This window comes from [Clostridium] celerecrescens 18A (assembly GCF_002797975.1).
GTDB lineage: Bacteria > Bacillota > Clostridia > Lachnospirales > Lachnospiraceae > Lacrimispora > Lacrimispora celerecrescens.
This window is the reverse complement of record NZ_PGET01000001.1, coordinates 813,554-832,944: the sequence shown is the minus strand read 5'-3', so window position 1 is coordinate 832,944 and position 19,391 is coordinate 813,554. Positions and strand designations below refer to the sequence as shown.

The window sequence follows — 19,391 nt, the reverse complement described above, 5'->3', positions numbered from 1 at the left end:
TGTCAACAATTTCCTTTCGGCATACTTAGAGCCTTTTCCTTTAGAGAATGGCTTTTATTAAAAACCATAAGACTGGCACCAATAAAGAAGGAAGCATATTTAACGCCTTACAATCCTTGATTTTTAATATGGAAAGACCGGAGCTAAAGATTAAAAAACCGCCAACAAGCGAAATCTCGGTTAATAATTCGGGAGTTAAAAAGACAGACAGGCAGCCGGAAAAAAGATAAATGCTTCCCTGCCACAAAAACAGTACCACTGCTGACAATGCAATCCCGATCCCATAGGTGGATGCCAGAACCATGGAGGTAACAAAATCCAAAGTTGCATTTGTAAAAAGATAAGTATTGTCTCCATGAAGCGCGCTCTCCATGGGTCCTAAAATCGAAAGCGTTCCGATGCAAAACAGCAATATGGCCGTAGACAGCCCCTGGCCCAGATCTCCTTTTGAAAAGCGGGCTACCACCCGATCAAACCTCTCCACCAGATTTAACCTTGCGCCAAAGAGGCTGCCTGCTGCAAGGCTGATGATAAAGAGCACAGGAAAGCTGCTTTTTGGCATATTCTGCACGACTGCATGAATGCCCAGTCCGCAGGCGGAAAGTCCCATGGCATTATATAATGCATCCTGATATTTCTCTTCGATCCCCTTTTTCACACAAGTACCGATTAAACTGCCGGTCAGAATCGCAGCTGTATTTACAATAGTCCCTATCACGGTCATTCTTCCTCTCTGTAATAACAAGTCTTCCATAGGTTTCATGTTTTTCCTATGAAAAACAGTATAACAGATTCCTTCCATTTTGCAAGAGATTGTATCAGTCCAGGCCCGCGATTCTTTGCCGTTTATGCCACCTCTCTCACATAAAGAATACCAGGCAATTGCCTGATTTCTTCTATAATCTTTATATGATTTACCTTATGGTGGAAATTGACATCAAAGGTCAGGGTGCCAAATTCCCCGTTTAAGGTTTTTATTTTACCTGCTTCCATATCAAAAATTTCGTACTGGGATTGTTCTGTATACAGAGATAGATTCTGCATGGAAAATTCTTCGTTGTATTCCAGATATATTTCCATGGTTTTTGCATGTGTTTTAATGTAAAGGTCAATCTTTTTTAAATACATCAGGGAAAAAATAATAAAAATACTCCCTATAATGGCTCCGCCGTAAAAACCGATTCCAACCGCCAGCCCAACCGCTGCGGCTGCCCAGAGGCCTGCCGCAGTTGTCAGGCCCCTGATCTCGTTTTTAGAGGTGGTGATAATGGTTCCGGCTCCTAAAAAACCAATTCCGCTCACCACCTGGGATGCCATTCGGGTAGGATCCACATTGGTATAGATTGTTGCAATATATTGATTGGTAATCATAATAAGGGCTGAGCCGCACCCTACCAGAAGGTAAGTCATAAAACCTGCCGGTCGGTTTCTTAAACCTCTTTCCATTCCGATTGCCCCGCATAAAATAATGGACAGAAAAAGCCGGAATGCAATGGAGGCTATATTTACCTGTGATAACATATAATGAATCAATCACCTCTCCCGCTCTATGTAATCAGATACATAAGTTCCTGAATTAATTCTCTATTATCTGGCTGGCATTTACCTTCACAAATGACATTGTGCCTGTATGTCCCGCACCTGGTACACCGGTGGATCAGTTGAAATCCTTTTTTCGTATGATATCGGATCCCTGTCGGTTCCATAAGCCCCTTGCAGCTGTTTTTTCTGTCACCAGGGACTTCACCATCTACATGGAGAGAAAACAGGCAAAAGGGGCAATGGTTTCTATAACTGCCGTTTGGTATTGGCAGTACCTCTCTTTTACAATTTTGACAGACAAATGCTATATTCAATATTCTTTTTTTCATAAAAAACCGCCTCCATTTAAAAAACGGAGGCGGTGTCTCATGATCCTATGACAATGAGCCGCATATTAAATCATATGCAGCCTCCGTTTTTCATATTCTTTTCTTCTGTCCCGCTCATATTCCATACGCATCACTCCTTTTCTTTCCCCAACTCCCTACTGGTCCAAAGGCTTTAACCTGTTTACCAGGCAGAAGTACTGGTAGAATTCTTCTGCATCTTTCCGACGCTCCGCATCAGTCAGACCATTTTGCATATCAAAAAGAATCTTTTGCATGATCATATTGGAAAAATATTTAAGTTCCACATTTCCCCACTTTGAAATCTCCGCTCCATCGGAAAAATAATCCCAGTAGAACAGAGTTTCTTTATCATTCAGCTGAATCCTGTATTTTTCGTGGCTTTGAATCATCCCATCTCTGCAAGCAGAGCTTTCAAAATTATCCTGCAGCATAAAGGCTCCTATGATGCGCCGTCTCTTTTCTGCCACCCCCTTGGGGCATTCCGTAAGGAGACAGGCTGAATTCAGTTTAAGCCTTACCGGAAGCTTGGGCTTTCCTTTGGAGGCTCCGCTCTGATAGGAACCAGCATAGACTGACCAAGTAGAAAAAACACGTTCCTTGCTATTCTCCACAAATCCGAAAGACGCCTGGGAATCGGGACGGATCTTTAAATTTTGTATTTCCTCCAGACGTTCCTGCTCACTGATCTCCTCCGCACGTCTGCTTTCTTCTTCCTCTAAGATATGCTTCAGCATATTGTTCATTTCTGTTTGCACTTTCTTATCCTTGAGTGTCAGAAATTTGTTAAAGGAATTGGGATACAAAAACTTTTTTTCACCCTGAGGGAACAGTATGGTGATGTATTTCTCCTCAAGCTCCATGACCTTCCCTTCGCCGAACTTCATATGGCTGACTTCCATTCCTTCCAATTGCATAATATTCCTCCTTTCAAAAAAAAGAAGGGCTTTTCATATCCATGCCATTGGCACAATACTAAAAGCCCTTCTTAAAAAGACGGTTCTTTACATGTCAATTATAAGATTGTTCATGAAACATCAAATCTTTTGCTACGCTGGGATTTAACGTCTAATTACATTATAACACAAAAAAAATAATAAGCAAGGCCCCTCTCCAGTAACTTCTGCCAGCTATCTGTATCTGATTGCAAGGCCTTTTAAGAAATTTCTCACATACCGGTCCTGGCATTCCTTATAATTGCGCTGCCCTTCCCTTCGCAAAAGTGCACTTAATTCACCGTTGGACAGATTAATTCCAACAGACTTAAAAATATCAAGCATGTCATCCCCGGTGAGGGACAGGGCAATTTTAACTTTCTTAAGCAGGACATTATTGACGGATCGGTGATCCTTCACCATGAACACCTGCTTTTCCGGCTCTCCCGGCTTTGTTTCCTGCTTTCCCCGTTTAAAAATAATGTAACCGTTTAAAAAGGATTCCAGCATAAAATCATTGCAGATGTCCCTGTTTTTATCAGCAATTGCCTTTTGCTCGCCGGAATCACTTATATCGGCTTGGGGCTTTGCCAGAAGCCTTCGGACCCCTTCCTTTGTAATCGTGATTCCACCCAGTTTGAATATTTCAATCATATCCGTATCTTTAATATCCATCGCATACCGCAATCTTATTAATATATCGTTGTTATCCACACGGTTCCTCCTTAGGAAATACATTTTTACATGAAAACTGCAATATAGGAATTATACTAATTTGTGAAGGAAATAGCAATCTTTCTGATGGGATGTTTTTAAAAATATGGTATACTGGTAATACAAACTGCTTTTTAAGAGGTAACACACATGGATAAAGAAAAGATCATTAAAAGCATTAAAATTGCCGCCGCCGCTGTGTTGGCAATTACCATTGCAGCGGAGCTAGGTTTAAAATATTCTGCTACGGCGGGCATCATCACGGTGCTCAGCATCCAGAATACCAAGAGAGAAACCATTAAAAGCGCCAGAAACCGGACGCTGGCCTTTGTGTGCGCGTTAATACTTGCTGCCGCTTCCTTCCGTCTTTTGGGTTTTACTCTTTTTGCATTTGCCTGGTACCTTTTATTATTCGCCCTGCTTTGCCTGTATGCGGACTGGGGGGAAGCAATTGCCATGGATTCTGTCCTCATCACTCATTTTCTGTCCGAGCGGTCCATGTCTGCGCCTCTCATAGGAAATGAAATTGCCCTGTTCCTGATCGGCACTACGGTTGGGGTTCTGGTCAATATGCATCTTCGGAAAAAGGAAAAAGTATTTCAGAAACTGGCAGACGATGTGGATTCACAGATAAAGGGGATCTTAAGCCGCATGTCCCACTGGCTGATGGAGGAAGATAAAAGTGGATATAACCCGGATTGTCTGATACAGCTAAAGGAAAGCCTTTACCTGGCCAGAACATGCGCGCTTAATAATTACAATAATGCCCTTTGGAAAAAGGATTCTTATGAAGTGGATTATATCCAGATGCGCCAGCAGCAAAGCATGGTGCTTCAGGAAATCTATGAAAATATCAAGAGCATCACCTGCCTGCCCAGACAGGCAAAGCAGGTGGCACTTCTTTTTGAAGGAATTGAACAGGGGTATCACAGAGAAAATACGGCAGAAGGTCTTTTAAATAATTTAGACCTTTTGTTTCAGGATTTAAAAAGTCATGAGCTTCCTTCTAACCGGGAGGAATTTGAGGCAAGGGCGATCCTGTTCTATCTTTTAAAGCAGACAAAAAAACTGCTGATGATAAAGAGGGAATTCATTTTAGCTCATCCTAAATAAAACCATGAGGCTGGCGGGACCGTTTCCTACCCGACAGCCTCAGATTATCTTAATTCGCTTTTTGTATCACACCTGGAACCTCCCATGCACCGTCACTTCCAACCGTATAACCATCAGGAGTCAACGTGTTCACGGCCATGGTGCCCTTCCATGTCAGGTAATACCACTTTTGCTTACAGAGAATCCATTTCCCCGCCGCCATGCTTCCGTCTTCGTTTAAATAATACCAGTTTCCCTTATCAAAGATCCAGCCGGTCCTCATATATCCCCGTTCATCAAAATTATACCACAATCCGTTAATTCTAGCCCAATCCCCGAAAATATATCCTCCGGATTTTTTCTCATACCACCAGCCGATATCACATTTCTTCCATTCTCCTGGAACAGTAAAGCCCGGGCCATGGTCCGCATCTCCATCCCCCACGCCATTTTTGCCAGGGACAGCCGGATTTACATCATCCTTTGTGTTTACCGCCACAAACATAGAAAGCTCCCATACGTCAAAGCTCATTTTGTTTCCCCTTACAATCGGGTGGATCACATGGATATCTCCGTCATGGTAATAGTAAATAACAAGTTTTTCTCCTCCAAGAACCTCCGGAATATCCATAGTGATTCTGATTGGGAGCCTGGGCTGCATTTCATCCTCTGCACCGGATAGGACAATGTCCATTGCTACATATTTCTCTGCCAGATTCACAATCTCATCAGGCACTTCTTCCACAGCCCTTCGAATCTGCAGTCGAATCATCTGAGCTCCTTTCGGCTCTAAGCCGGCATTAAGCCCCAGACCTTCGGCACGGACATTTTTAAAAAAGCTATCCGCCTGCAGGGAGACTGTAATGTGATCAAATTGTTTCAGCAGCTTTTCTTCCAGATCTTTCAGCAGTTTTAACGTCTTATCACTTAATTTTTCTCTTTCTTCCACGTTTTGCATTATTTCCGCTGCTTCGTCTAATGCTTCGGTAAATGCCATTCTTTTTTCAGCCTCTGTTAAGTACTCTCCATAGAGGAGCCTATCCTCCAGCTTTCTCTTCAACGCCTCTAAATCCCCCTCCGTGAGCGCCGTTTCATTTCTGGTGATAGTCACGTTCAGCGTGTCTGAGAATTCCTTTTCCTCCCCATTTTCTCCGTCAGCGTAATAAAAGATGCGAACCCGTTTCTTACCGGTCTTTGAATAATCATCCGGCTCCACTTCCAAATCCTCCAAAGGTACCACTTCTTTATAAGTAGCATTGCTTGAGGAAGCTACCATTTTTACAGTTTTCTCCACAGTCATTCCTTCTACATCAAAATCATCACCCGGACGGTAGATTATCCGGTAAGGCTTTTGAACGATGTGAATCTCTTCTACATAACGTTCCGATTCTTCAGCCTCAAACACCGTAACTTGAAAAGAATCTTTTAAAACTGTGGCCGGTTCTCCATCTTTTTCAAGGGTATAGGTAACAGTGACTGTTGAAATTCCCGGCTCCGAGAAGTCATATTCCGCCTCATAATCCCCAGCCTCCAGTATGGTCACACCTGCTTCCAGAAGGTTCTGTCCGCGTACTTCCATACCAGACAGATCCAGGTCCTCTCCTGAGATATAAAACAGCTTATCCGGTTTCCTTACTACTTTGATTTCCGGAGCTGAATCGGCTTGATAGACGATGACTTCAAAGAATGCCTTTAATATCTTCTGTTCGTTTCCTTCCTCTTCCACATATGTAACTGTAATTTTCTTTTTACCGGAAGTAGAAGAATCCAACTCGCTTAAGGTATACTCCTTTTTCTCCAGAACACGTTCTTCCTCTCCTTCACGATACAAAGCCACTTGAAGCCCCTCAGGGTCAAGCTGATCTCCCATCAAGTAATTTCTCCGTACAGGAAGGGTTTTGATTCTGATTTCCTCCTCCCTTTCCGGTTCTTCCTTTCTGGTTAACTCCAGATCAGCATCAGTTACATTTTTTCCATTAACTTCGATTACTTTTACTGCCTGCTCATAGCCTACCTGATCCGGTACCTCAATGCAGTAGATCCCATCCTTTAGATTTTTAAATGCATAGGCCCCGTCTTCTCCGGTTTTCGCAGCCTCCGAAGGACTTGCAATGGTTATGTCACCGCCTTTATAGAGATTGACATCCAAATCAGCCACACCGTTTTTTTTCTCAGTTACAATACCGGAAATTGTATAGTATGTCTCAGCAGCCTTTTCCGGCACCAGACTGATAAAGCTTAGTACCGGATCGGCTGATCCTGTTTTCTCCACACGGACAAACACAAGACTTGTATCATCTCCTCCAGGTACCGTGAATTTCAGTTCCTGAACCAGATTCCTGTCAAACTGTTCCAGGGTAAAATCTTTGGAAGCCAGTTTTTCTTCCGTTCCAGCCTCATTTTTCTTTCCTGCTGAAATCCTGATCCCCCGCTTTGTATTCCACCACTCCTGATATCCGGTATATACGATATACTCTCCCGGTGATAAGTCAAATGCATATTCAATGGATTGGTCTTTTTCCGCCCACCAGCCGTTTCCATATAAATCATAGCCGGAGTATCGTCCAAACGAAGTGCCTTCCGTCCCCATATACCCGGCATGATTTTCTTCCGTATATGCCTGATCCGGTTCCATGTTCAGCAGTCCAGGGGCCTGATCCTTCATTAAATCAAAATATTCCGAAGAATCCGCACCGCAGTCAAAGAACCACCTGGTATTCCGGTTAAGGATTGTTGCCGTATGACTTATCCTTCTTCCCTGTTCTTCCAGTGTTCCGTATACAGTATAATCTCCAACGAACGGACGATTTTCATCAATATCATCCCATTTAACCGGCGCGTCAATCCATGTTTCGTTACCGGATTTTACGTCAACCATGCCTGGCAGAGCATCTTCCAGTTCTGCCAGTGAGGCGAACTGCTCCGGAATCTCCGTAGTGATATAGGCAAGTCCCTTATTGTCCAGTTCCTCCAGCGTCCAGTTGCTGTAAGGCCGTAATACCAAGCGGTTCCCATCCTGGAATTCCACCGGCAGCCATACGTAGCGGGATTCACTCAAGTCATCGGCATTCCAACGGTCTCCCATATAGATATATTTTCCAGACTCTGCATCCACAGGAAATACACAGGTACTCTGGGTGTAAAAGGTTTTATTGGAATTGGCTCCTTCGCAGGGATCGCCCATGTCTATCCACGGACCCAGGGGATGATCAGCTACCGCATACTTTGCCTCATTCGGCGACCAGCCGGTGCAGCCGGAGTTTATCATGTAATATTTCTTGTTGTATTTGAACATGGACGGAGCTTCTCTCGACCAGCCTTTAAAGTTGGTGGTAAAATGTTCCCCTTGCACCCCATTGTCTTTGGGAACCACCAGACCTGTATATTCCTCGTTCAGCCTGGAAATAAACAATGTCTGGTTTCCCTGGGAGGAGTAGATCACATATGCCGTCTTATCTTTATCGTCATCTACAAACAGGTTCATGTCACGCACGGCGCCTAAATGATTTCCATCAAATCCCTGGTTATCGCTCCTTACGTAGTTCAGGTCATAGGAGCCTAACAGCTTATATGGTCCCTCGGGCCTGTCAGCGATGGCCACACCTGCTTTTGCCTTTCCATAATCCGCATCATTCCATGGTGTCCTTCCATCCGCATGAAACCATATTACGTATTTGTCCGTCTTCTCATTATAAATCATCTTCGGACGCTCGATCACACAGTTGTTCTTATCCAGGTCAATGAATACTTCCTTCTTCTTTTCCTGGCTGTAGTCTCCATACACTTCATTAAAATACGGGTCTGTTTCAAACTCATCCATGCGTTCCATTGTCCTTAGTACCACGCCCTCATCCTTCCAGTTATAAAGATCTTCCGAGGTATAAAGGTGAATGCCCCCTACCGGGCGGTAATCATATGTCTTATCTTCGCCGATCCAGTAATATTTTGTCTTTCCATCTACAGTAATCTGCTGAATCTGTCCGCCATGTGCCTGAATCTGTACTCCGTTGGTATCGTAATAGGGCGCTCCCTCTGCTCCTGTGATGGAATCATACTCTCTGCGGCTGACCAGTCCGGCAAACGCTTCATACAATGAAAAATACATGTTCCGGATCTCTTCCCTATCCTCTGTACCGGCCTCTATCAGAATTTCCGCCTTCTCTCTGGCTATCCGGAAAGCGGCAAGGCTCTTATCTGTCCAGTTTCTGCCTTTTTCTGCCTGATCCGCCGTTTCATCCATTTTCGCAAGTGTATTCCGAAGCATGTTCATGCCGTATTCCGGCACAGCCTTAACAATGAGGTAACTTAAGATCGGATCTCCATACTGATTGGTTCGTTTGGGGCTGTGCACCATTACATTCAGTTCCCCATCCGTTACTTCCACCGTATATTGTTTTTCAATCAGGGTCTCCTGCTGCAGATTGGCAGATGCTCCTGCTGTTCTTCCCTCCAGTTTCACATCAACATCCCGGTCACTCCATGGGTTCATAAAGCCCGCTGTTACCTGGTAATCTCCGGCTGGAAGGGCAAAACTATATTTCAGCCCGCTTTTTTCCCTGTCAAAAATCACATCAGGGCTCATGCTTACGCAAGTTCCGGTGATGTCGGCTGCATCGGAGCCGTTTTTGTCCATAGCGCTGTATGCATCACCTTCCGCATATCCCCATAGATTCTTTTTTACCGGATCCTTCCCATACATTTGATCCACAACAGACTGCATAAGTCCCAGCTTATACTCTGTCGGCACAACCGACGGATCAGGGGTTCCGCAGTTAACAAGATAGAGGATATAATCATTTGCAGCCAGTTCTTCTTCTGTAAATTCTTTTCCATTTACCAAGGCAGTCAAAGCGTCGGTAACAGCCTTTGCAGCGCTGTCGGAACCGGCCTTTGTAGTTTCCGGGGCGGTCAGTTGTTTAAAGCCTGTTAAAACAGCAGTATCAAGTGCTTCCAGCAGCCGGGCATCACACCCCGTCCGGTTTAAAGTATGGGCCTGACCAAGTGCAGAAATCAGAGGTGCATGGTCTATCTTCTGATGGACATCAAAAAAGCTCAGCACCGGGTCGATGCCACCGTTTTTCGATACCTTAAATTCTACCTCACCCGTCTCAGGCAGATCAAATGATGCAGAAACCACTGCCTCAGGATTCCCTTCTGCCACAGTTACTGTTCCCAGTTCCTTTGTAACTGTGTTTCCATCTGCCGTAATATAGGAGGCGCTGATCTTCATAGGACGTGTCTGTCCCCACCATTCCTGAAAACCGAAGTCCACCGTATAACTTCCTGCCTCCAGTGGCATTTTATAAACAATGTCCTGATTCTTATAGGCATACCAGCCATTCTCGTACTTATCCGTTATGCCTGATGGATGAGAGCCGTAATCTTCTGCATACCCCCAGCTTCCGTCCGAATATTTTTGATCCGCAGAGCCATTAAAGAGTGCCAGATGGCTCTTCAGTTTTATGTAAGTATCGGACTCCTGATTGTTGCAGTCGATAAAATACTGAAGATTCTGAGGCACCACCAGGACATCTGCACTGACTCCCAAGGCATATCCATCCACATTGCCCTTTATGGTCACCCCAGTATACTCTTTGGCATCAAAGGAGCCGGAGGATACCTTCCATTCCACCTCCCTCTCCACAGTATCTCCATCAGGCGTGATTCCTGTCACCGTACGAGGCAGATCAGGGACTACTCCCCTGACTGTTACAAATCCTTGAAGTTTTTCTATGTCCACCAGACTATCATTTGTTATTTTCCTGATCTTGATCCAGTTCATAAGTGGATCGCACTGAGGATCCGTATTACCTTTGGAACGCACTGCTTTAATGGTAAGAAGCCCATCTTCCTTAACCACAGCATTATATATTTTCACAGTCTGGTCGTATGGCACAAGCGTTTCCACCTTCTCACCCTGTAAAATAAGATCCTGACTGCGTTTGCTGTTATTCCATGGATCATCCATCCCTACTTCAACGGTATAGCCACCCTTTTCTAACTGGAACCGGTATTCCAAGCCTTTCTCTGCCGCATCTCTGCCGTCATACCGTAAGCTGTCCCACTCTGACCGATCCTCACCGGTATGGCCATATGCCATATCATTCGTATATCCCCAGATCTTCCCGGTTACTATGTCCGCGCCGTAGGCCTGGTCCAAAATGCCATTATCACACCCAAAAGACTGCCCGGATTTAAGTACACGTGGCTGTCCCGTACCGGCATTTACAAAGTAACACAGACCTTCCTCCACTGCAGACGGACGTCCGCTTTCCACGTTGGAACCAGATCCATCATTTCCTCTCACCCGGACCAGATAATCCGTGCCATTTATAAGGCCGCTAAGAACTGCTACCCCATTCTGTGCAGATCCGCTCACCGTCATATTCTCCAGAGAAGTGCCGCATTCCACGGTATAATCCACAACTCCATCCACGCCTTGAAATTCCACTATCAATTTCCCATCGTGAGCTGCAATATTCGTAATCCGCGGGGTCTTCATGGCTAATTCTCCGTTTATGATTTCCGCATATTCCAGCACAATTTCCGGTGTTGCCGCCGTCTGGCTGTCTGCCATGGTTATGAAGACCGTATGATCTCCTTCGCCCAGGGCAGGTGACATATAGAGCAGGCTTCTCCTCATTACTGATGGGGAATTGGTATTAATATTTGTGGGTTCTCCACCATCAACGGTGACCATGAGGTTCGCGCCATTGGGAGACTTCTTTCCATAGATCGCCGCCTGTGTACCTGTAAAGCGGAAACTGGCGGAGGAATCTTTTTGGGTTGTGTATTTCTCCTGGATATTCCAGCCGTCCTTCCAATCTCCGGAATATGAAAATTTGTTAAGATCCGAGGCGCCTGATAAAGCCGTATCATCAGTGGTCTGTATATCGCATTCCACGATTTTTTTATAACCATTGCTGTCCAGGAGCGCCTTGCCATCCTTTGAAGTAATCACATAGGTGGACACGGAATTCCCCGGTAATGAAACGGGGAGAACCCTTCTCTCCAGTGTCCCATCCTGTATCAGCCGGCAGTTTTCTGAGTCGCTGGTTCGGTAAAGCTTCACATCGGAACCATTAGGAAGCATATTTAAATCCACACTGGTGTCCCGTGTTCCTGAAGTAAAATTCTGTGCAACAATGACCAGAACCTGCTTATTCGGTGAAATGGCCGCACACATATTGCCATCTCCAATTTCCACCATGGTATATCCAGACTTTAAAAATTTGCTGTACTGCATCATGGTGTAAAACTGTTTTGTCAAGGCGAAATACCCTGCTTTCGGGACATCTTCCTTCACATTCCCATTGCTGTCAAATAAATTGGAATGATATCCTTTAACAGGCCCATGATCTTCGAATACATAATGAATCGGTCCCCAACTGCTGTTGGTCTGGATACATTCATACTCACTGTCAGCCGCCAGCCACATAATCCAGGCAGATACTTTCATTTTCTTGATATCGGCCATGATTCCTTCACTCTGGTCCTTTGCGTTGACCGCCCACATAGAATCGTGGGTACCTTCGCCATGGGTGTCACCGCCCTTTGTGACCTCGGACATCCAAAGCCCTTTGTCGTAGGATGCTGCCAGCTTTCTAAGCTGTTCCCGCTCACTGTCACTGCCACCATAAGTATGAGCGCTTATGACAGCCATATCCTTCCTGGTCTGTGCATCCAGTTTTTCAAAGGAATTGATGGCATTCCAAAGGGCAGTCTCGTCTGTACCGGTCAGCTTAACATCACTTAAATGTTCCTGCTCCAGCGCCTTTTTCACTTCCTGGTATGCCTTAATCTGATTGGTGCCCGGCCGGAAGATACAGCCTTCCTGCTTGGTACTGCCGTTGATCCAGTAATTCGTATCCGGCTCATTGAAAGGCTCCACATAATCCACACCTTTGCCATACTTGCTTTTTAAATCTTGATCCAGCCATTTTGTTGCACGTACCAGATACGTTGCAAAATCGTCGTAGCTGTCATCTCTTAAATTTTCTTTGTCCCATTCGTAACCACCTGTGGAGCTGCCTGATTTCGTCATATAGTAGGGCGGGGAATTGGAAAACACTTTATTGATGATGTCACCATTTGATACCCGCCATTGGTTGGCCTGCTCCAGCATCCAGATCTGTCCGGCATCTTTCATTTGTCCTGATTCCTTGCTGTAGAATTCCTCTTCCTTAAACGTTCCCGTTCCATCATCCGTACCGAACATGTCCCTGCTCCAGCCTGGTACAAGTCCTTCTACCCGTTTAATGCTCGTATCCGGCTTGTCACCCCCTCCCACGTTATACCGGACGATATTCAAGTTTAAATATTCCGGAGAAAACACCAATTCCGCGATTTCTTCACGGTCGGGCCTGCCATTGCCGTTGGTATCTCGGTCTCCGGCAGAACCAATGATATTTCCCCACCAGCAAAGAGAGGTTCCCCAACCCTCTAATGTCTGGTAATGGACCTGCGGATCCAGTGCTATTTCCCCTATAAAACTGGATGACGATACAGGTACCGTCCGTGCGGCAGCCGGAAACGGTATCCCCGACAAAGCCATAGGAATAGCTAAAAAAGCAGCCACACCACGTTGAAACAGACTTAATTGTTTCATAAATTCCCTCCTCCTGAAAAATTATTAGATATTAACAAGGATATCAGTTGATGAGTTGGAAAAATATGACATAAAGTTATATAACTTGATCTTTGGTTAGATAAACAATGAATTGATATCTGATGAATTCAGACAATTTTATAATATCCTCTTATTTCTATATTTCCATATACAAAAAAATGCCCTCCTTGCAGCAAATAGACGGATTCCTCATCCAATTACCGCAAAGGGAGCATATCACAGCTGCCGGTTTGAAAACTTTATGCAAAACCAAAATACCTCATAAGACCTAAGAAAATGCCATAAGCAAATCCATATTGATCATCACGAAGCTTATTGGCATCCGACAAGTTGCTTAAATAGCCCAGTTCAACAAGGTTGGACGGCATGTTTGTGTTTCTTAATACATACAGAGCCGGATTTTCCCTGATTCCGTTGTTTGCCGTTCCTGCTACCTGGTTTATACCTTCCATAACATGTTCCGCCAGCCACTGAGACTGGGTATAGAATTGATAAATATATACTTCCGTACCATTAATTGCTGGATTCGGATTCACATTACAATGTATGCTGATAAAATAGTCGGCCGGCCAATTATTTGCCATGGCTACTCGTTCCGCCAAACTGGTAGTATTATTGGTTCCTAATACGGTATTGGGTTCCGGCCTTGATACACGAGCTTCAAACCTTGGGTCACTGTTCAGCAAATTTTGCAGATAAATTCCAACCTGAAAATTGACTTCAGACTCGCTTACACCATTGGCCTCCGCCCCACTGTTAAAAAATCCGCTGGGATTATGACCTTGATCAATAAATATTTTAATAGCCATATTAGTATTTCCTTTCATACTTAACTATAATAAATATATGACATAATCCTGCAAATGCCACATTTTATCCAGTTTTTTGGCTATTTTTACATACAAAAATACGATTTTTCCCTAGCAGATTCTGGGCAGGCCTTCTCCATATAGCACATCAATGGTTCTATTTCCCTGCAGCCTGGTTTTCATCGTTACGCCCTTGCCTTCCATAACAGTTCCGATAATTCTTGCATTTTTTCCATATTTGCTTTTCTGAACTGCCTGCAACGCCTTTTGCGCCTGGCTTCCTGGTACAACTGCTATCATTTTCCCCTCATTTGCCATGTAGAGAGGGTCCAGGCCAAGAATATCACAGAAGCCTCTTACCTGGGCGCTGACCGGAAGAGCTTCCTCCCATATCTCCACTTTGCAGGAAGATTGGTCTGCTGCCTCATTAAGGACCGTAGCAAGTCCTCCCCTGGTAACATCTCTCATACAATGGACCTGGATATTTTCGTCAAGAAGATTTTTTACGATGGAGCAGAGGGGAGCGCAATCACTTGCGATCTGATTTTCAATTCCCATCCGGTAAGACAGAATAGCCGCGTGATGCTCTCCCAGATTCCCGGAAAGAATAATGGCATCCTTAGGCGTGCAGTTTGAGATGCTGATCCCTCCCTTTTGGATCTCTCCTATTCCGGAGGTATTGATATAAATTCCACCGTTTCCTTCCACCACTTTTGTATCACCGGCTACAATCCTTACTCCTGCCTCTTTTGCCGCCTGTGCCATGGAAGCGGCAATCTGCCCGATGGTATCAAGCTCCGCACCTTCTTCTATTATAAACCCTGCAGTCAGAAATCTGGGAACGGCTCCCATCATGGAAAGGTCGTTCACTGTCCCGCATACTGCCAGCTTACCGATATTTCCACCTTTAAAAAACAGGGGCGTGACCACAAAGGAATCTGTGGTATAGGCGATTTTTCCCTTTATATTTAATACTGCGGCATCTTCCAGTTTGTTTAAGGTTTTATTATTAAAGTGTTTTAGGAATACCTCATTGATGAGATTGCCGGTCTGCTTTCCTCCGCTGCCGTAGGACATGTCGATTTTCATGGTTTTGCCTCCTCTTCCTATGATCATGAATTCTGATACCAGATGCCGCAGGATCCTTCCGGAGACACCATACAGGGGCCTACCGCGTGAAGCGGATTGCAGGCGGTCTTAAACAGGGGGCAATCCGACGGATTGATCCGCCCAAGTATCACTTCCGTACACTTGCAGCCGATTGGCATATCCTCTAAAAGCTCTTCTTCCGCGCTTCCTGCATCAAAAGCTCCGTATTCTTCCTTAAGTTTCAGAGCGGATCCTTCTATGACCCCGATTCCCCGCCAAAAACCATCTGCAGCTTCAAAATATTCCTTGATAAAAGCAGCCGCTTTCTGGTTTCCCTTTTCTGTCACAGCGCTGGCATACATATTTTTCACCTCAAAGCGCTGCTTCTTTATCTGGGTCATGATCTCATATATGGCGGCCAGAATATGCTCTCCTTCAAAGCCTGCTATAACAAAAGGCTTCCTGTATCTTGCTGCCAGCTCCCGGTATGCGATACTTCCGGTGATTACGCTGACATGTCCGGGGCTTAAAAAGCCGTCAATGTTTTTCTCATTTTCGCAGATAAAGGAAAGAGCCGGTACAATCGTCTTTAAGGAGGTCATTAGTTTCAGATTTTTCAGTTTCTTCTGCCGGATTTCCTCTAGAAGCAAGGCATAAACAGGAACCGTGGTTTCAAACCCCACAGCTGCAAAGATATATTGGATCTCTCTGTTTTGTTCCGCTTCCGCAATTGCCATAAGCGGAGAATAGAGGATCTTTACCCTGCCTCCGGCCGCCTTCGCCTCTGTCAGGGTCATCTTGCTTCCTTTGACTTTCATCATATCTCCAAAGGTCAGCACGCAATGGTTCTCCTTTCGGGAATATTCCGTCAGTTTATCAATATAGGCGGAGGGTGTAACACAGACCGGACAGCCTGGTCCTGAAATCAGCTGGATCTTAGGAGAGATCATGGAACGGATGCCGTTTTTAAAGATGCTGGACGTATGGGTCCCGCATACTTCCATGATCTTTACCTGTTTTCCGTCATAATTTTTCAGTTCATCTATCACCTGGTCAATCATATTCTACAGTTCCTCCTGAAGCTGGGAAAATATCGTGAGAATTTCCTCAGCAACGTCTTCCTTTAAGACATCAATTACACAGCCGGCATGTATGAGAACATAATCTCCTATTTTCGCATCCACCAGCTTTATATTGGCATCGGTGATATTGTCCATAATATTGACTTTTGCATAATCACCTTTTATCTGTATGATTTTTCCCGGTACTGCAACACACATGGCATCCTGTCCTTTCCAAATCCATATGATCGGATTTTAAATAGTTATTTCCCAGATAAGCCTGACCCAGACTCACTCCTCCGTCATTTGGAGGAACCGCCCTGTTTAAATAGACGTTAAATCCCTTTTCCTTTAAAAGCCTGACCGTATGGCCTGTCAGCAGGGAATTCTGAAAAACGCCGCCGCTTAAGGCTACGGTATTGCTTAAGTATTTTCTCTCCAGCCTTTCACACACAGATACTGTGGCTTGTGCCAGAGCAAGATGAAAACCAAGTGCCAGAGAACCTGTATCCATCTTATTTCTCATGCTGCAAAGGGCCTCAAAAACCGGCCGGGGATCTAATTCCAGGGTTCCCTCCCTTTCCTTTATGCCAAAACATAAGTCAGCCGGTATACTATTGTTTCTTTCTGCAAGCACTGCTTCTTTTTCAAACAATATGGCGCATTCCCCCTCATAACGGTTCTCATGTCCGATATTTAGAACAGACGCTGCTGCATCAAACAGGCGCCCCATGCTGGAAGTAAGGACCTTGTTGACGTTATGTTCAATTGCAGCTTTTATCACTCGGATTCTCTCATCCAGGACGTAAGATTCAAGGCCTGCATGAAGCAGGCAGCAGGATGCCGTCTTCCTGGCATCCCTCATAGACCCGTCACCTCCCAGAATGGGAAACATGCTTACATGGGCTGCCCGTATGAAGCCACTTCCTTCACAGACAAGAAACTCTCCCCCCCATATATTCCCATCCGGTCCGCAGCCTGTCCCGTCAAAAGCAACTCCGATCACAGGACCCTTTAAATCGTGTTCCGCTATGACCGACGCAATATGAGCATGGTGGTGCTGCACCTTAAGAATGGGGAGTCCCAAGGCTTCTGCAAAACGTGCCGAGTGGTAGTTTGGATGGAGATCACATACCGCTAACCCTGGAGCCATTCGTAACAGCCTGATCAGATCTTCATAGGATCTTTGATATTCCTCCATCACTGCTTCTTCTTCCAGATCTCCGAAATACTGGGATACCACTGCATTTCCTTTTTGACAGAGGCAGAAGGCGGCCTTTAAATCTCCTCCCGCCGCAAAAATTCCGGTATTTCTCCCATTTGCCCCTCCCGCTTCCTTAGAAAGAAAAACAGGATAAGGAACATAGCCTCTGCTTCTTCGGATCAGCTGGGGCTTACCCTCAATGATTTTTGCAACAGAATCATCCACGGAACGGACGATTCTTCTATTGTTATATAATACTCCGCTTAGATAAGGGGAGGAGAAAGCCAGCATGGGACCATCCTCCCGAATCACTGGCTGTCCGGAAAAATTGGCGCTTGTCATGATAAGAGGCCCAAGTTCCGCAGTCAGTATATGCTGAAGGGGCGTATAAGGTAGAAAAGCACCGCAATAAAGACTTCCATTCGCTGCAGAAGGTGCCATAAGATCCTGTTTCATGGATAACAGCACGATTGGCCTTGCTTTAGATTCCAGCAATGTCTTTTCTTCCTCAGAGACCAGACAGAACTTTCTGATCTCCGAAATTTTTGGAAACATGACAGCAAAAGGCTTTTTCTCCCTTCCTTTTAATTTACGAAGCCGTTTTACGGATTCTTCCACAAAAGGAGAACAAACCAGATGAAAGCCTCCAATTCCCTTAACCGCAACAATTCCTCCTTGTGACAGAACCTTTACTGTCTTTTCATACGCTTCTCTTTCCAGAAGTTCATGTAAGTCATTTTCCTTATCCTGATAGATTAAGTAGGGGCCGCAGTCATTGCAGGAAATGGTCTGGGCGTGAAAACGCCTGCTTTCCGGAGAGGTATACTCTTCCCGGCAGGCATTACACATAAAAAAGTCCTCCATGGAAGTCCGGTTTCTGTCATAAGGAAGGGCTTCCATGATGGTATATCTGGGGCCGCAGGACATGCAGCTGGTAAAGGGATTCTGATATCTTCTGTCCGATGCATCGGAAAGCTCTCTCATGCAATCCGGGCAAACCGGCAGATCCGGCGGGATCACTAATATTTCCTCACCGGACTCACTATTTATAATGAGAAAATCCTTAAACTCCACAAAAGGAAGTTCCTCTGCTTCCATATTAATGATTTCATAGCAGCCCCTCTTATGTTCCTTAAGGTCTGATAAAAACCGGCCAAGAACTGCTTCCTCAGACTGTGCCACGATCTCAACATAGCCGCCCACATTGCGGACCGTTCCCTTTACCCCGTATTGTTTGGCTGCACGATAAACAAGGGGCCGGAATCCAACCCCCTGTACAATGCCGTAAACCTTTATTATTTTTGTAATGATCTTGTTTTTTCCATAATCCATTCTACTACCTTTTCGTAACCTTCTTCTGTCTTTCCAGATACCTTGATCACCGGAGCCGTTTGATTCAGAGCCCGGACTCCCTTCATAAAAAAGTCCTCGTCAAAATCAATATATGGCAGAAGATCACATTTATTCAGTAAAATCAAATCGGCCTTTTCAAATGCCAGGGGATATTTATATGGCTTGTCACTGCCCTCTGTTACGGTTGAAATCAGCATCTTCGCATGTTCCCCGATCATGAATTCGGCAGGGCACACCAAATTGCCGATATTCTCAATAAACAGAATTCCATCGCTGATCTTCAGTTCATCCACTGCAGCTCCGATCAGGGGAGAATCCAGATGGCAGGCTCCGCCCGTATTGATCTGAATGGCCTTTACCCCAAGGGACCGGAGGGTTTTTGTATCAAAGTCCGCCTCAATATCTCCTTCGATAACATAAGAGGCCACATCCGTAAGGCGTTTGATAATCTGTATCAGGGAAGTGGTTTTTCCTGCTCCCGGTGCTCCCATTACATTGATGGCATAAATGCCGTTATTTGTTAATGATGCATTGATCTGTGATGCAACCTGGTCATTCTTGTCATAGACCGACTGCATGATTTCTATTTCCTTATTCTCAGACATCGTTTCCTCCA

Annotated in this window: 13 protein-coding genes; 1 reads left to right on the top strand and 12 read right to left on the bottom strand. The window is 45.0% G+C overall.

From position 1 onward, the window contains the following. Positions 1-40: 40 nt before the first annotated feature. The 5 genes from H171_RS03980 to H171_RS03960 all read right to left on the bottom strand — a co-directional run bounded on the left by H171_RS03980 (position 41) and on the right by H171_RS03960 (position 3,538). Positions 41-754 (bottom strand): DUF554 domain-containing protein, encoded by a 714-nt coding sequence (locus tag H171_RS03980; protein WP_330387713.1) that lies wholly within the window; start codon positions 752-754, stop codon positions 41-43. A gap of 92 nt (positions 755-846) precedes the next feature. Continuing rightward, the gene (locus H171_RS03975; protein ID WP_100303993.1) at positions 847-1,533 is read right to left on the bottom strand and encodes an MgtC/SapB family protein; all 687 of its coding nucleotides are present in this window, start codon (positions 1,531-1,533) and stop codon (positions 847-849) included. A gap of 14 nt (positions 1,534-1,547) precedes the next feature. Beyond that, positions 1,548-1,871 carry an RNHCP domain-containing protein gene (locus H171_RS03970; RefSeq protein WP_100303992.1) on the bottom strand — a complete coding sequence of 108 codons (324 nt, stop codon included), beginning with the start codon at positions 1,869-1,871 and terminating at the stop codon, positions 1,548-1,550. Between the two features lie 155 nt (positions 1,872-2,026). Then, entirely contained in the window at positions 2,027-2,806 is a 780-nt protein-coding gene (locus tag H171_RS03965; protein ID WP_100303991.1) for a hypothetical protein, read from the bottom strand. 213 nt (positions 2,807-3,019) lie between these two features. After that, positions 3,020-3,538, bottom strand: coding sequence for a YehS family protein (locus H171_RS03960; RefSeq protein WP_100303990.1), 519 nt, complete (start codon positions 3,536-3,538; stop codon positions 3,020-3,022). A 150-nt stretch (positions 3,539-3,688) separates the two neighbouring features. On the opposite strand from H171_RS03960, the gene H171_RS03955 reads away from it, so the two are divergent. Further along, positions 3,689-4,651 (top strand): aromatic acid exporter family protein, encoded by a 963-nt coding sequence (locus tag H171_RS03955; RefSeq protein WP_100303989.1) that lies wholly within the window; start codon positions 3,689-3,691, stop codon positions 4,649-4,651. Positions 4,652-4,700: 49 nt separating this feature from the next. On the opposite strand, the gene H171_RS03950 is transcribed toward H171_RS03955, so the two are convergent. The 7 genes from H171_RS03950 to hypB form a co-directional block, all read right to left on the bottom strand. After that, on the bottom strand, positions 4,701-13,238 hold the full coding sequence (locus H171_RS03950) for a bacterial Ig-like domain-containing protein (RefSeq protein WP_100303988.1): 8,538 nt from the start codon (positions 13,236-13,238) through the stop codon (positions 4,701-4,703). Between the two features lie 260 nt (positions 13,239-13,498). Then, positions 13,499-14,068: an N-acetylmuramoyl-L-alanine amidase family protein gene (locus H171_RS03945; RefSeq protein ID WP_100303987.1), complete on the bottom strand. Its 570-nt coding sequence runs from the start codon at positions 14,066-14,068 to the stop codon at positions 13,499-13,501. 111 nt (positions 14,069-14,179) lie between these two features. Beyond that, positions 14,180-15,157: a hydrogenase expression/formation protein HypE gene (hypE, locus tag H171_RS03940; protein WP_100303986.1), complete on the bottom strand. Its 978-nt coding sequence runs from the start codon at positions 15,155-15,157 to the stop codon at positions 14,180-14,182. 23 nt (positions 15,158-15,180) lie between these two features. Beyond that, positions 15,181-16,218 carry a hydrogenase formation protein HypD gene (gene hypD, locus H171_RS03935; protein WP_100303985.1) on the bottom strand — a complete coding sequence of 346 codons (1,038 nt, stop codon included), beginning with the start codon at positions 16,216-16,218 and terminating at the stop codon, positions 15,181-15,183. Positions 16,219-16,221: 3 nt separating this feature from the next. After that, the gene (locus H171_RS03930) at positions 16,222-16,437 is read right to left on the bottom strand and encodes a HypC/HybG/HupF family hydrogenase formation chaperone (RefSeq protein WP_100303984.1); all 216 of its coding nucleotides are present in this window, start codon (positions 16,435-16,437) and stop codon (positions 16,222-16,224) included. Continuing rightward, on the bottom strand, positions 16,394-18,754 hold the full coding sequence (hypF, locus tag H171_RS03925) for a carbamoyltransferase HypF (RefSeq protein ID WP_100303983.1): 2,361 nt from the start codon (positions 18,752-18,754) through the stop codon (positions 16,394-16,396). The genes H171_RS03930 and hypF overlap by 44 nt, the downstream gene beginning before the upstream one ends. After that, a complete protein-coding gene (gene hypB / locus H171_RS03920; RefSeq protein ID WP_100303982.1) occupies positions 18,718-19,380 on the bottom strand; it encodes a hydrogenase nickel incorporation protein HypB in 663 nt (220 codons plus the stop codon). Before hypB ends, hypF begins: the two co-directional genes overlap by 37 nt. Positions 19,381-19,391: the final 11 nt, after the last annotated feature.